This is a genomic window from Natronincola peptidivorans (genome assembly GCF_900111615.1).
Classification (GTDB): Bacteria; Bacillota; Clostridia; order Peptostreptococcales; family Natronincolaceae; genus Natronincola_A; species Natronincola_A peptidivorans.
The window spans coordinates 37,783-53,467 of record NZ_FOHU01000003.1; the positions used below are offsets into that span (position 1 = coordinate 37,783).

Consider the following 15,685-nt stretch of genomic DNA (forward strand, 5'->3'; position numbering starts at 1 on the left):
CTAGGTGCTCTGATTATCCTTATTTTTCAGCATTTTTCTCACCATCATGCCTATCAAGATGGCAATGGGCATCCCTAAAACAATAAAGTACACTGTATAGTCACTAAAGGTACCAAAGTCTTTATAAACATCCGCTATACTGTCGCTATAGAGGGCAACAAAATACACAATAGGTACTAAGGGTAAAACAAAATAATTCTGTTCCCTTCCTCCCATCACCTGCCCCATCAGAATAGAGCTTGCCAAATACATAGGAGCTATGGTCATAAAGATAGTATAGACCCAAATGGACATAATAATAATCTGAACATTTTCGATAAAGGCTCCAGGAAACTCGATGGTTTCAAATACACTCAAAGTAGGCCATATTAAACGTTCTGTATTATAGACACCAAAGTTTGCTAAAACAGATAAATTTAATATAAGATACACTATTAATACCAAAAAAACTGCTATAGGCCCAATCCTAGGGGCTTTTTGAGGCTTATCTAAAAAGGCCCCAAAGACCAATAGTAGCTCAAATCCTAGAAAACTGAAAACAACAATATTCAGACCCCTTAGCATTTGGTCCGGTGGTGTTTGAAAGATAGGCAGTAGATTGGTAAAATCTACATTTGCAAAGGTAAGGGCAAACATAGCTATCACAAAAACGATAAGTCCAGGAAATAATATATTGGTGATTCTCCCTAAGGGTTCAATCCCAAGGCGGGCTGAATAAGCCACCACAAAAAGCATTCCAATAAAAATCACTTCTATTGGTGTTCTTGGAAGGAGAAATACCTTTATGACCTCCGCTAAAATCCTTAATAAAAATCCATTGGTTCCCACCAAATAAATAATAAAAAACACACTAAATAGATAGGCTATCGGCTTGGTTAGGGTCAAGGAAAGGATGTCAAAGTATTTTTTTCTCGGGAAGGCTTTTATGATATAACCATGGATATAAGCAATTCCCATGGAGATAGTTCCACCTATAATCAGCAGCAGCCATCCATCAGTCTTTGCCATGCCTATCAACTCCCGGGGCAAGGTAAGAACTCCTACACCTATTAAGGTTAGTACCAAGATATTAATAATTTGATAATAGGTTATACGATCATTGTTGGAATACATTCTTTTCCTCCTTAAGGCCTATAGTTTTATTTCCTATGCTATGCTGTTCTATCCTCATTCTTTTTTCTTTTTCTCACCAATAGAGCTATCAAAATCCCTAAGGGTACCAGCAACACCACACCATAGGCTGTATAATCTGAGAATTTTCCTAAGCTTTCATATACATCTGCTATACTGTCATCCCATACACTGAGGACAGCTATAAAGGGCAAAGGCAGCAAACTGTAGTAGCTATGATCCTTACCTCCTGCCAATTCCATCATTAACAGACATCCTCCTAGATAAAGAGGCACCATGGTCATAAATACAGTGAATACCCATACAGCCATGACGAAAATTTCTACATTTTCAATAAAGGCTCCTGGAAGCTCAATGGTTCTAAAGGTGGCCAATAGGGGCCAAATGAGCCGTTCTGTTTGATGTGATCCTAAGACTGTTAAAACAGAAGCATTTAAAAGCTGATACAGCAGCAGTACAAAAAAAATTGCTATAGGACCTACCCTTGTAGCTTTCTTAGGTTTATCCATGAATCCACCAAAAACCAATAAAACCTCGAAGCCTAAAAAGCTGAAGAGAGCAAAAGGAACGGCTTTAATAATCTGTAGGGAGGGGGTTTGAAAAACCGGTAGCAGATTGGAAACCTCTGCATTACGCCAGGATAGGAAAAACAGTATTACAATCACAGCTGATAATGGCACAATGATGATTTCTGCCATTCTTCCTAAAACCTCTATGCCTTTTCTCACTAAATAGGCGGATACCAATAGTATAGGCAGTATCACAAACTCAGGAGGAGTCTCAGGAAGGAGAAACTCCTTGACTGTCATGCCAAAGGTTCGGACTACATAGGACATAATCCCCAGGAGGTAAATAATAGTGTATAGACCAAGGATATAAGCTATAGGCTTAGTTAAGGTAATGGATAGGATTTCGAAATAGCTTTTTCCCGGAAAGGACTTTATAATATAACCATGGGTAAAGGATACAGCTATAGCCCCCAATCCACCTAGGATCAATACCATCCAGCCATCGGTGCCGGCTTCCCCTATTAGCTCTCGAGGCAAGGTCAAAATCCCAATCCCCACCATGGTCAATATGCTTATCGTCACCATTTGAGAAACAGTTACTTTATCGTTATTTGGAAACATAGCTGTGGTGCCCTCCTCTTAATTACTTTGTAAGTCCCACCCGGCGTATTTTTGTTTCTACATCCACATTGATCTCTATATGGGGGAAAACCTCATCCCAATCCTCCTCCACCTCTGGCCAAAGCTTAGGATGGTACTTGCTGAGATAATGATCTACACCTAAAACATCCACTTGAAACTCTTCTTGAAGCTTTCTGATGGTTTCCTTCATTTCTTTTTTAATCTTTTCACAGACTAAGGCTTCCAGCTCTCTAATCAGCTGAGGCTCCATCAAATCCTGATGGGGATCCAAAATAAACTGTTTCACCTCTCCAGTTGTCTTGACCTCCTTTATAACCCTTATCTTGTCACTGGTCTTATCAAGCTTAAACTCAGAGGATAAATAAATCAAATCGATGGGTACAATGTGCTCTTCATCCTTTCCCTGATGCTTTACGGTCAAACCTCCCGGTCGTGCCGTTCCCCTGATAATCTCAAGGGCTCTGGTTTCTACCTCCCCTAACCATCCTATTAGTCGATAGTTTTTAATCACAGCAGATCCAGCCACCTTAATATCTTCCTCACCTGGTATAACTCTTGGAATCACAGTATTTCCCCATCGGTGAAGCTCTTCAAAGACATCACCCATAATACCTCCACCAGAACGGGGTGATCTGTCCTTGTTACGAAATAAATCTGCCATAAACTGTCCCGTCATAGGATTAATGAGAGGCTCCACCTCTAATACGCCTCTAGCGGTATCAGGTGCAATGGCTACACTAATCCTTCTGCTGATAAACTGGTCCCTTTCGATGGCATCTAGAACCTCTCGCAGCATATCAGGATCTCTAGCTACAGTTTCTCCTATCACCAAAACCTTCATATGCCCGAAAAAAACTTGTTTATTAATACGGGTGGTCAAGATGCGACTGGCACTATAAAGGTTTTCTCCTACGGTATTATAGAGGATATTAGGGTTTTCTGATTCTCCTACTAGAAATTCTACATTGGGGATAACATAGGTGAAGGAAAATCTATTTCTAGGATTATCCTCAGGGATATGAGCCATGGTGGGAACTGCGGCTTCCTCCTCCGGGCTATTACCTTCCTCTGATTTACCTGGAGGGGGTATTTCATATTTATCTATCCCTAAAGACATGACATAGCCCCGCTGATCAATTTCGATGGCATCCCAACAGCCGGTAAAGGCTGAGGTCATCATTAGAAGTGCCAATAGAATCATGTGCTTTTTCATCAGTCCTCTTCCCCCTCTTCTATATCAAAGCTTTCCTCTTGATGGTCGTCCAATCGTCCTTTTTCGTCCTTAGGAGCATTGATATCCCTCTTGTTCATCATAATGTGGGGTACCCTCACCATGGTATCCTTTAAATCTGAGGCATCCTGTACAAAGGCTATAAAAGGGCTTAAATAGGGTATACCGAAGCTCTTTAGGCTACAAAGGTGAATCAGTATGATGAGGGTTGCCAGCATAATGCCATACAATCCAAAGGCGGCGGCGGCGAATAGCAACCCAAAGCGTATAAGTCTTAAACTAATAGCTAGGTTATAGTTGGGGATGGCAAAGGAGGCTATGGCAGTAATGGCCACTACAATTACCATCAACGGACCTACAATCCCTGCCTCTACTGCCGCTTGCCCAATTACTAAACCTCCAACGATACCAATGGTGGAGCCGATAGCGCCGGGCAAACGGACCCCTGCTTCCCTTAGGATTTCTATGGTTACCTCCATGATTAAAGCCTCCACGATAGCTGGAAAGGGTACGCTTCTTCTGGTTGCTGCTAGGGCCAAGGCCAAATCCGTTGGAATCATCTGTGGATGAAAGGAGGTGATCCCTACATAGAGGGCTGGTGCATAGAGGGCTATCAGAATGCAAAAGTATCTCAGAGCTCTAATGGCGGTAGCGATATCCCATCGCTCATAATAGTCCTCCGCCGACTGCATCAAGGTATTAAAAGTAGTAGGCACAATCAAAGAAAACGGAGTGTTGTCCACCACCAGTACTACTCGTCCATGGAAAATAGCAGAGGCAGCAGTATCCGGCCGCTCTGTGTTTTGAATCTGAGGAAATAAAGAAAGCCATTTATCCTCAATAAATTCCTCCAACTGTCCACTATCTAGAATAGCATCTACATCAACATTATTTAGTCTGATATCTAATTCTTGTAGGAGCTTTTTGTTGGCAATGTCCTCCATATACATCACAGCAATATCTGTTTGGGATCTTTTCCCTACCCGATAGTTCTTTACCTTTAGACGATGGTCTCTAATCCTTCTTCTGATTAAACTGGTATTAAATCGCATGGTTTCAGTAAAGCCATCTCTTGGGCCTCGGATGACGGCCTCCGTCTCTGGCTCAGAGATACCTCTACTTTCCCATCCCCTAGAATTAACGATGATAATCTTTTCATAGCCGTCGATCAGTAGGGCTGTCTCTCCACTAAATACATTGACTAAGGCATCCTCGATAGTGTCTACTTCTCCTATTTCTGATACCGCTAGGGTTTTGTTTTTTAGAAGATCTACAAGATTGTCCTTTAAGGCACTGGGCTTAGGCTCCACTAGTCTAGCGTCTATCATCATGCTTTCCATCACAAAGTTGTTGATTAATGCTTTATCCACCAGACCATCAATCCATACAACAGCAGCTTTATAGGCATCGTTCTTCCCAACAGTAAATTCCCTATAAACTACATCATCACAATCCTTCAAAAGCTCCTCTTTAAATAGCTTGAGGTTCTTTTCAAGGCTTTTATAGGGTTTTGTATCCTGTTGTTCCTTCTTGCTTTCTTTTTTCCCAAATAGCTTTTTCCAAAATTTCATTAAATGGATTCACCCCCTACGGTCTATAGAGTTTTAGTGCAACAAATAAAGTAATGCCTCCAATAATATAGGCATAACCTAAAAACTTTGCGATTTTCATATCCCGCTTTAGCTTTTTTTTTCTCAAAAGGGGCACATCTCTAAGTAGTAAAAATAAACCTATAAATAGTACCAGAGCCAACATATATATGTTGTATATATCCTTTAGCTTCATTAGAAACATTTGCAATTCTCTCACCCTTTACCATTTCATTACTTACTGTTATAATGTTTGCATTTGAGGAAAATTCTATGCAAAAAAACAACAGAGATGAATTTCTTTCAATCCATCTCTGTTTTATAAGTATTTTTCTAGTATTTTTATGTCCTCTATTGTATCGATATCATTGGCTATCTCTGGATTCTGACTAATGATAGCTTTGACCTTTATCTTAAACTTTTTTTGTATATGTCTTTCTAGCTTTGGGATACTTAGTTTTTTTAGTAGTAGCTTCAATATAAATCTAAAACCTAGTGCTTGACTCATTTTTATTGGATTTTTTCTATGTCTAATTAATAATCTAGCGATTACTTCAATTTTGTCAATGGTTTTAGGTGCCAGCAAAATCATGTTGCCCCCTGTGTATACCCCTTCCTTCAAGGGGACATAGGTCCTTCTGGCATCAGGATAGCAGCCTTCACAAAAGCTTTTCTCCACGATAGGATAACAAAGATCTGCTTCTTTAGTCATGGCTGTTTCAATAAAGTTGTTTACTACCGCTTTATGAATCAGTGGTATATCACAGGTAGCTATTAGGACTTTATCTTCCTCTTTTACATAGCTTAGTGCTTCAAGAAGATTGTCCATCATGGAGGCTTTTTGCTGTATGATAATCTCTACCTCTCCTCCAATAATAGGCTCTAGGTGCTGAGGATTTCCCACCACCAGTAAACTATCTATGTATTCGCTGGATTTTATACAGTTCACCACATATTGAATCATAGGTATACCCTTAATAGGTATAGTTGCTTTGTTGTGATCAAAGCTATTTTTGTCCTTGCCTTCACCCGCCAATATAATGGCTTTCATTTATAGGCCTCCTTAAGTCCTCTACCCTCAGTTTCTATAGATTTCTTCCTTTTTCACCTGTGCCTACCTGCTCCATCATATGATTTGCCAAATTTTCAATATGTTCTTGCCCATAGGCATAAGCTTTTTTAGGATTTCTTTCAGCAATAGCCTTCAAAATCTTTTCATGCTGGATGACTAATTCCTTCGACTTATTATACTCAGAAATATACCGGACACGGAAGCGATATACCTGCTCTCTTAAGCTCTGGGACATTTGATAGAGCTTTCCGTTACGGGTAGCAGCAAAAATTTTCTCATGAAACTCCACGTCCTTTTCTATCATGCCCTCTATATCCTTTTCTAGATGACATTTTTTGAATTCATCAGCTACTTGTGTCAAGGCCTGCACCTCTTCGTCTGTCATCCTTTCTGCTGCTAAGGATGCTGCTAAGCCCTCTAAAGCTCCTCGGATTTCCAACACCTCTGTCATATCTCTTACAGAAACATCCGCAACATAAGCTCCCTTTCTTGCCACCATAATCACCAAGCCCTCCAGCTCCAGCTTTCTAATGGCTTCTCTGACTGGTGTTCTACTTACCCCTAGTTCTTCTGCCAGCTGCATTTCCATCAATCTGCGACCAGGCTCTAACCTTCCTTCTAGGATAGATTCTCTCAAATACTTAAATACAATTTCCCTTAAAGGCTTGTACTCTTCAATTTGCAATTTCCCTAAATTATTCATCTCTATTCCCCTTACTATAGCTTTGTACCATATAGGTTTGTTTATTGATAATTTTTAAATTTCGGTAGGCGGCCTTAGCCTTTTCATAGGTTTTAAATATACCAAATACTGTGGGACCACTGCCGGACATCATACTGCCAACAGCATGATACTCTATCATTTTTTTCTTTAACTGTCTTATGATGGGATACTTTTTTTCTGTGACGGTTTCCAGCACGTTTACCATGTTTTGGGATAATGTATACAACTCTCCTAACTCCATGGCTTTAAGAAGCTTTTGTGTATCGGGTCTTTTCTCTATTTTTGACAAATCCAGCTGCGTATATACTTCTGCTGTTGAAACGGAAATGGAGGGCTTGGCCAATACCATCCATATATTTTCAAGTCCCTTTACTGCCGTCAGTTTTTCTCCAATACCCTCTGCTACTGCAGCATTTCCCATGATACAAAAAGGTACATCCGCACCTATTTTTACTCCCAATCTCATCAAGTCCTCTGTTGTCAGCTTTAACTGCCACAATTTATTTAAGCCTACCAACACTGCAGCAGCATTAGAACTTCCTCCCGCTAACCCTGCCGCTACAGGTATATGTTTCTCAATCATAATGTCTATACCCCAAGGAATATTCAATGTTTCTTTTATTAATGCAGCAGCCTTATAGGCTATATTGCCATTGTTTTTGGGAATATACTCACAATCTGTAATGATTTCTATGGTTTCCCTATCTCTTCTATCTACCAATGTAATCGTATCGTATAAGTTTACCTGCTGCATAATCATTTCTACTTCATGATATCCATCTGATCTTTTTCCAAGTACGTCAAGAGACAGATTAATTTTTGCCCTAGATTTTAATTGTATTCTACTCATGTCTAATTGACTCCTTTGTTTATTCACTCTAACTTGTATATATTATATATAATTAGTAGATTTCCTGCAAACTTTTATCAAAAATAATTGAAAAATCCGTATCTCAGCACAATAAAGAAACCGCAGAGCTAATGGCTGCGGTTTTTCTCTAAAACTTAAAGTTATATATTTTTTCAATAATGATTTGGTCTCCTGGTTTTATATCCTCAGGATTTTCTATTTCATTGTTGGTCATAATGTCCTGTACAGTGGTATGGTATTTTTTCGCTATTTTCCATAGGGAATCCCCTTCTTGGAAAAAATAGATAGTTAAGCTTGGGCGTTTGGTTATATCCACTGCTTCCTCTCGCTCCTCCACGTGAGAGATAACGTCAATAGCCTTGATACTATAGGCTTCGCAGGTGGTTCCTATATTCATTTTCACCTCTACCTGCTCTTCGTTGATTCTATCATAATCTAAATCCTGTACTAACAGCTCAATGTCTACATTCATCTCGCTTGTTAGTCCATCAATTTCTATAGGATGTCTAAATGGAATCTCTTGCATATAGCTGTAAATCGGCTGTATTCCTTCTTCAGAGGTATAGATAATAGTCGTCTCCAGCACCCCTTCTAGCATAGCTTTGTTTTCAATAATACTATAATCTGTCACGATGGGCTTTGCGTTTATTGAAAAAATCTGTGCCATTGGAGGATGGTTAGCAGGTAAATCTATTGTCTCCCTCAATAATACTTGAGAACGATGAATCCCGAGATTTTCCTTCAGCTCTAGTCGGCTTTTTTCTAGATTCAGTCCTTTGCTAGGTGAATATGCGTCCACTACCACTTCTCTTTTTTGATTTTCCATTACTGTTGCTTCTATATGGACGATCCCTTCCACCTCTAGAATTTTTCTTTCTCCATCAGCGTTTTCCTTGATATCTGTATAGATTTCCTCGGTTTTCATTTTCAACTTATATCCCATGTCGTTATAGGCTTCAGGGATTTCAATAAAATGGGTAAAGGGCATTTCTTTTTTTATTACGTTTAAGGGCTGTTCCTCCTCTTCCCCTATGTATAATACCTCTATAATAAGATTTCCTCCTACAATCACCTTTCCATCGGTAATTTTTGTTTCCTTTTCTACAGGAGTAGCGTACCATTTTAATATTTCCTTCATTTCTGGCAGATCTGCCTCTAGCTCAAAGGCATCCTTTACTAAGGTATCAGAGGAATTTGTGCCAATGATATCTGTATATTGAAGTGTTTCCTTTAATACCTCTATATCCTCCATGCCTTCTAAGTCTTTTGTGATTTCTACCTGTGTTTCTTCTGCTACCTTCCCAGCCATGTTGATGACAGCTTTTACTCCTATTTTTCTTTCATTGTTTAATGTATAATCTATATGCTCCACTTCTGCTGTCACTTCATTTTTCATTTGAGGGGTTATTCCTTCCAGCTCTATAACTTCTTTAAAATCCGTACTGCTATCTATGCTGTATAATGGTTCTTCCCCTTTATCAGATGCATATAAAACTTTAAATTGAAGGTTTCCTTCCACTAGGATTTTGTTATCCTGTGTTTCTTGTTTATTTACTTGTATATTGCCATCCATCGCCACGACTCTTGTAATATCCGGCTTTGCATCAGGGGCTAGAATATCCCCTTCTATAATGGCTTGAACAGTATTTTCTCCCACTAATTTGTCTACCTTCAGTAAATCCTTCATTAGCTCAACCGCCATTTTTTCTCACCTCTCATTTATCATTAATTGAAATTATAACTCCTACTATATCTTATTTGCCTTTCTATAAAATATGTTAGAAAGTTTGTCAAATTCTTTTCATGTCCAGGATTTTTTCTTTACTATATATATGTTTATCCCATAAAAAAAAGAAGTGAAAAAATAATATTTTCACTTCTTGTGACATGCATGAAGTTTAATCCTTAGATTTTTCCTATCTTCTATTATAACCAAAGAGGTTAAAGGTTTGATAAATGGCTGTTGCCGCTTCCTCTAGGGTGATTTTTTTCTTTGGTTGGTAGGTATCCCCTTCTCCCTTTAGGATATCTAAACCATATAGCAATGCAACAGCACCGATTTTTTCAGGATTGATTTCATCTGTATCCTTTACTGGAAGCTGATAAATCCCTTCAATTGCAGCTGCTTTCTCCAGGGGAGTCATTTTAATCAGCATTTCTGCAAAGGCTTCCTTCGATACAGTATGATAGCCTTGAAGCTCTCTGGCTTCATTATCAATAAATTTGTGATTTACTGCCGATCGTATGTATTCATAGTATTCGTCTGTAGCGGCTACATCGGTGAATTTTAATTCTTCTCCTTCGTCTCCCATAGGATACCAATGACCCATAGCCTTTACCATTGTTTTAATGATTTCATTCTTAATGACTTCATCCTTTAAATCAAACACTTCTAAATCGATGACGCCATTGACTGTCATAATCCTTAGTTCTCTTTCAGCCCAATGACCCTTTAGCTTTTCTTCTATGGATATAGGCTCTCCATCCTTCATCTTTACTTCTTGACCATTATAGTCTAAAAAGACTCCTGTATGGGCATCTACATAATTGTATTGTACGGCATTTTTAGGACTGGTAGTATAAACTAGCTTTATTTCATTTTCCTCAGCTCCTGCTAAAGTAGACATCAAGATGTAAGCTAATTTTGCCTCAGATTGCTGCATAAATACATCTAGCATTTCTTCTTTGGCAACTAAATTTTGTGGTTTTGGTAAAGCTATATCATTCCATCTATAATGTACTCTCTGCATTCTTCCATCAGAACTGTCAACAGAAACATCAATACTATTGTTTGGATAGGTTATTTCATTCTCTATTCTGCTAAAGCTAAAGTAGTACTCAGGGTTAATAATCTTATGGTTGTTATAATAATGCGTACTTTCATGATAGGTTTGCTCAAGATTAAGGTTCTTGAGTTTTTCTGGGTATAACTCCTTTAGCAATTCAATAGCTTGTAAATATGCATCTTCCCATTCCAATGATGGTGAAAACTCTTCTCCTGACATGATGAGCATTTCCCGCATGTGCCAATTATGATAGTTTAACTGCAGGACTTCCTCAGTAATGGCATCTATTGTGATGTGTCCATTGGCATAGGATTCATTGCCAAATTGAAAGCTGGCACTCCATGTTTTTCTTCTATTGCCGTCACCATATATGGCATTAGAGCTGTAGCTTATGTTTTCTATTTTTATAGCTTCATCAGGATAAATTTTTTCTAAGGTTTTGGTGATGACGGTGATGGCTTTCTCTCTATCCATTTCCTTGCTATGTATTGTTCTTGATGCCCTCAGGTTTTTAAAGCTTTCCTTTTCCCTGGCTGTGACATCTATCTTTCTTCCTGTCCCTGAAGCTGCTCCGGGATAATTGACCATTTCACCATTAGTGGCATCTACCCATACGCCTCCTTCAAATCTAGGTGCGTAAGCCAGTCTTACTTCTGATACTATGTCTGTATACCCTTTACTTCTATCTCTTACAGGTACATAGGTTAATGTGAAGTCTAGATTTTCTTTAAAGACGTCGGCAGCTTCCTCAGCTGTGATGACCACCCTCTTGTCTGGGATTGCTTCTTCACTCCAGTTGAGCCTATAGGAGGTAACCTCGCCACTGCCGCTATTTACTCCTATCTGTACCCCGTCATAGTTAACTGGTATGCCATTTTTCTGTCTCATATAAAATACATTGTATTCTGTTGGAATAAGCCCACTGCTGTTGCCATTGTAGTAATGTATGTTTTGCTGCCTAGGATCCAAGATTAACTGATTAAGAAGATCAGGATTCATTTTTAATAAAAATTGATAGGCTGTTTCCTCTGCTTCTTCTCTAGTATATCTAGCAATATGGTTTTCTTCATTTCTATGATCTTGATGCTTTCTCATCTCTATAAGGCTTCCATCTTCATCATTGATGGTGATATGGATGCTTAAGTATTGGTTTGCTGCATGTCTAGAAAAGCTTACCTCCCATACATACTTTCCTCTTCTGTTCCAATCCTCACGATAGTTTATATTGGTATGGTAGTTTTGTCCTGCCTCGTCAACATCTACTTGAAAATACTGTTGGCTATACTGTTTTGCAAACTCCATCGCCTTTGTTTCTTCTAGGTTCCCATTAAACTGCTGCTGATCATCATAGGCTGCATGGGCTACTGTTGAAACCTCACTTGCTGACTGTACCATCACTGCAGTTGGATTTGCTAAAACAAAAGATGCATTTGATAAAAGTAGTCCTCCTACCAGCAGGCCACATGTGGCCTTTTTCAACCTCATAAAAACACTTCCTCTCTACTATTTTTGTGCAGATTTATCCTCTATTATTAGACGTAATTTATTGGAAAAAGTTTCAATAAAATGAAACTTTCATGCTGAAGGGCAGAATTATTCTTCTGCCCTTAGATTTATTGTGTGATTATGGTTCCTGTCTTACCTTCAATACCTTCCTTAGCTTTTTCCAAGGAGGTAATCAGTGATCTTCTTCCTGCCTTTGATTCCACAAATTTCATAGCTGCCTTCACTTTTGGCAGCATGGACCCTGGCGCAAAGTGCCCCTCCTCTATGTACTGCTTGGCTTCAGTAACGGTTATTTCTGATAATTCCTGTTGCTGGGGTGTATTAAAATGAATAGCTACTTTTTCTACCGCTGTTAAAATAATTAAATAATCTGCCTCCAGCATTTCGGCAATTTTTTCTGATGCAAAGTCCTTGTCAATAACCGCTGGAACACCCTTTAATATTCCTTTTCCTTCGTCTATTACCGGTACCCCGCCACCTCCGACGGTAATCACCACATGACCTGCTTCTACCAAGGTTTTTACTATAGGTGCTTCTACTACATCTACAGGCTCTGGGGAAGCTACAACTCTCCTCCAACCTCTTCCTGCATCCTCCTTCATGGTATAGCCTTTTTCCTTTATCAATACCTTAGCTTCTTCTTCAGAAAAGAAGGAGCCTACTGGTTTTGTTGGATTTTGAAACCCTTCATCTTTTTTGTCTACCACTACCTGTGTAACTATGGTAGCAATATTTTTTTCTAAGCCTCTATTGAACATTTCTTCTCGGATTGCTTGCTGTAAATGATAACCTATGTATCCTTGACTCATGGCACCACATTCTGGGAAAGGCATCACTGGTATATTTTCATTGGATTGTGCAGCTGCCTCATAGGTAGCTATCAATTGCCCTACTTGGGGTCCGTTTCCATGGGCTATAATCACCTCATGACCTTCTGCTATGAGGTCCACGATAGGCTTTGCCGTCTCTTTAGCGGTAATGAGCTGTGATTCTGCTCTTGTATCCTTTGGATCTGCTTGCAGGGCATTACCTCCTAATGCCACAACAATTCTGTTTTTCTGCAGTACCATTTTCCGTCCTCCTTAACAATAAAGTATAGTTCCTATATGGTTGCTACCATCACTGCTTTTATGGTATGCATTCTATTTTCTGCTTCATCAAAGACAACTGAGTGCTTGCTTCTAAACACCTCATCTGTTACTTCCATTTCCTTTAATCCAAATTTCTCATGGATTTCGTTTCCAACCTTTGTTTCTAAATCATGGAATGCAGGTAGGCAATGCATGAAGATAACATCTGGATTGCCTGTCTTTTGAATCATCTCCATATTTACTTGGTATGGCAGCAATTGCTTGATTCTTGCTTCAAATTGGTCTTCCTCTCCCATGGACACCCATACATCTGTATAAATAACATCAGCATCCTTCACCCCTTCAGCAATGTCTTCTGTTAGGGTAATCCTTCCTCCTGTTTCCTTTGCAACTTCTTTCATTTCAGCAACTAATTCTTCTGAAGGAAATAATTCCTTAGGAGCTACTGCCCTAAAGTCCATACCCATTTTGGCTGCACCTATCATCAAGGAATTACCCATATTGTTCCTTGCATCTCCAACATAAACAAATTTCACTTTGTTTAAAGGCTTTGCTACATGCTCTGTGATGGTTAATAGGTCTGCTAGAATTTGGGTTGGATGATAAAGATCTGTAAGACCATTCCATACAGGCACACCCGCATGCTCTGCTAATAGTTCCACTGTTTCTTGTTTAAAGCCTCGGAATTCAATGCCATCATAATATCTTCCCAGTACCTTCGCTGTATCCTCTAAGGATTCCTTTTTCCCCATTTGAGAATCATTGGAGCCTAAAAAGGTTATGTGAGCCCCTTCATCTAAGGCGGCTACTTCAAAGGCACATCTTGTTCTAGTAGAAGCTTTTTCAAATAAGAGCACAATATTTTTCCCTTCTAATAAGCTTCCTTTCATCCCCATTCTTTTCTTAGCCTTTAAATCTCTGGCTAAGTCTAGTAAGTAGCGGATTTCTACTGTTGTGAAGTGTTTTAATGTTATTAAGCTTCTTCCTTTTAAATTTACTGGCATCAATAACTCCTCCTTAAAATATATTGGTTTATATACTCCATCGGAAACTATAAATATAAGTAGGTTTCTATGGTGTTTATGAGCTATAATTTCCGTTATTGGTTTTGTCTTTTTAGAGGCATAGACATGCACCTAGGTCCTCCCCTACCTCTTACCAGCTCAGAGCCTTCTATCTCAATTACTTCTATGCCATGCTTTCTCAAGGTAGCGTTTGAGGCTTCATTTCTATCATAGGTAATCACTACACCTGGAGCAATAGCTAGTGTATTGGTGCTATCATTCCATTGCTCTCTTGCAGCCGTAATCTCGTCTCCTCCACCACTTTGAATCAGCTGTACATCTGGAAGTCTCAAGGTAGTTTTTAAAGCATCCTTAAGATTCTTCATAGGCCTTACCTTTGGTGTGGTTTTTCCTACCGTCAATTCATAGGCCTTCACCATATCTTCAATTCCAGGATAAATAGTAAATTTGTCATAGTCCACCATTGTAAAAACTGTGTCTAAATGCATATAAGCTCTAGTAAAAGGAATTTCAATAGCTATTACCTTTTCTATGCTGCCCTGCTGAAAAAGTCTTTGAGAGATGGTTTCTATCGCTGCTGGAGAAGTTCTTTCACTACAGCCAATAGCAATTACCTCTTCACTTAGAACCAATATATCCCCACCCTCTATACTATGGGTTTCTTTATAGTCGTACCATAGAGGTTTTTCGTTATTTTTAAACAGTGGATGATATTGATAAATGTATTTTAGAAACATCGTCTCTCTATCTCTGGCAGGTGTATTCATTTTATTGATAGATAGTCCTTGTCCAATTACAGCCCCAATATCACGGGTAAAGTATAAATTGGGCAATGGATTAATATAAAAAGGATAATCCACTCGAATGTAATCTACTAAATGAAATTCTCGATCTATGTCAGGGAAATCTCTTTTATGAAGACCAGCTATGGCGATTTCTACTAGCTCCTTACTATCCTTTGCAAGTAAAAATTCTATTAATACTCTTTCTAGCTCTACATTGTCTATATTACCATTATATACTATATCCTTGATAAAACTGCTTCTTACTTCTCTATCTAGTAAAATTTCCTCTAATAGACTTTCATAGTAATATACACTACAGTCTCTATCCTTCATTACTTTTGCAAAATTATTATGCTCCTCCCGCATCTTTTTTAACCAAGGTATATCATCAAATAGTAATTCTTGTAAATACTGTGGCGTTAATCTCTCCAATTCCTTCCCAGGTCTGTGTAAAAGCACTGCTTCCAGCTTACCTATTTCGGAAGTAATGTCAAAAAATCCTTCTTTCATTTTGGTGATCTCCCTCCTTTTTTGCCCAATGGTAATAACAAGGCCAAATGCCTATTAATTATTATTAGTATACCCTTCTTTTATACATAAATCAAGTGTGTATTTTTCAATGTTTTTTGAAACTTTATGCATCGAGTGCATAAAGTTTCATCCTCCTACAAAGCTTATTTTTATTATATTTTTTGTCGCTGCAGTATTTTAATAAGGAGAAGG

Annotated in this window: 13 protein-coding genes; all 13 read right to left on the reverse strand. The window is 38.8% G+C overall.

The window, feature by feature from the left end; all coding sequences use genetic code 11:
• Entirely contained in the window at nt 1-1,113 is a 1,113-nt protein-coding gene (locus BMX10_RS04665) for a GerAB/ArcD/ProY family transporter (RefSeq protein WP_090440124.1), read from the reverse strand.
• A 38-nt stretch (nt 1,114-1,151) separates the two neighbouring features.
• Nucleotides 1,152-2,261 (reverse strand): GerAB/ArcD/ProY family transporter, encoded by a 1,110-nt coding sequence (locus tag BMX10_RS04670; RefSeq protein WP_090440127.1) that lies wholly within the window; start codon nt 2,259-2,261, stop codon nt 1,152-1,154.
• A gap of 22 nt (nt 2,262-2,283) precedes the next feature.
• The gene (locus BMX10_RS04675) at nt 2,284-3,495 is read right to left on the reverse strand and encodes a Ger(x)C family spore germination protein (RefSeq protein ID WP_090440130.1); all 1,212 of its coding nucleotides are present in this window, start codon (nt 3,493-3,495) and stop codon (nt 2,284-2,286) included.
• Nucleotides 3,495-5,084 carry a spore germination protein gene (locus tag BMX10_RS04680; RefSeq protein WP_090440135.1) on the reverse strand — a complete coding sequence of 530 codons (1,590 nt, stop codon included), beginning with the start codon at nt 5,082-5,084 and terminating at the stop codon, nt 3,495-3,497. The genes BMX10_RS04675 and BMX10_RS04680 overlap by 1 nt, the downstream gene beginning before the upstream one ends.
• 16 nt (nt 5,085-5,100) lie before the next feature.
• Nucleotides 5,101-5,307, reverse strand: a complete 207-nt coding sequence (locus BMX10_RS04685) for a CLC_0170 family protein (protein WP_090440137.1) — start codon at nt 5,305-5,307, stop codon at nt 5,101-5,103.
• A gap of 114 nt (nt 5,308-5,421) precedes the next feature.
• Complete coding sequence (locus BMX10_RS04690) at nt 5,422-6,153, reverse strand: nucleotidyltransferase family protein (protein ID WP_090440140.1); 732 nt, start codon at nt 6,151-6,153, stop codon at nt 5,422-5,424.
• Between the two features lie 34 nt (nt 6,154-6,187).
• A complete protein-coding gene (locus tag BMX10_RS04695) occupies nt 6,188-6,877 on the reverse strand; it encodes a GntR family transcriptional regulator (RefSeq protein WP_090440143.1) in 690 nt (229 codons plus the stop codon).
• Complete coding sequence (ispE, locus tag BMX10_RS04700; protein WP_090440146.1) at nt 6,870-7,748, reverse strand: 4-(cytidine 5'-diphospho)-2-C-methyl-D-erythritol kinase; 879 nt, start codon at nt 7,746-7,748, stop codon at nt 6,870-6,872. Before ispE ends, BMX10_RS04695 begins: the two co-directional genes overlap by 8 nt.
• A 148-nt stretch (nt 7,749-7,896) precedes the next feature.
• Nucleotides 7,897-9,471, reverse strand: coding sequence for a DUF3794 and LysM peptidoglycan-binding domain-containing protein (locus tag BMX10_RS04705; RefSeq protein WP_090440149.1), 1,575 nt, complete (start codon nt 9,469-9,471; stop codon nt 7,897-7,899).
• A 214-nt stretch (nt 9,472-9,685) separates the two neighbouring features.
• Nucleotides 9,686-12,040: an S-layer homology domain-containing protein gene (locus BMX10_RS04710; RefSeq protein WP_090440152.1), complete on the reverse strand. Its 2,355-nt coding sequence runs from the start codon at nt 12,038-12,040 to the stop codon at nt 9,686-9,688.
• 128 nt (nt 12,041-12,168) lie between these two features.
• Nucleotides 12,169-13,131 (reverse strand): carbamate kinase, encoded by a 963-nt coding sequence (arcC, locus tag BMX10_RS04715; protein ID WP_090440155.1) that lies wholly within the window; start codon nt 13,129-13,131, stop codon nt 12,169-12,171.
• 32 nt (nt 13,132-13,163) lie between these two features.
• Nucleotides 13,164-14,156 (reverse strand): ornithine carbamoyltransferase, encoded by a 993-nt coding sequence (gene argF / locus BMX10_RS04720; RefSeq protein WP_090440824.1) that lies wholly within the window; start codon nt 14,154-14,156, stop codon nt 13,164-13,166.
• Between the two features lie 95 nt (nt 14,157-14,251).
• Complete coding sequence (gene arcA / locus BMX10_RS04725; protein WP_090440158.1) at nt 14,252-15,472, reverse strand: arginine deiminase; 1,221 nt, start codon at nt 15,470-15,472, stop codon at nt 14,252-14,254.
• Nucleotides 15,473-15,685 lie beyond the last annotated feature (213 nt).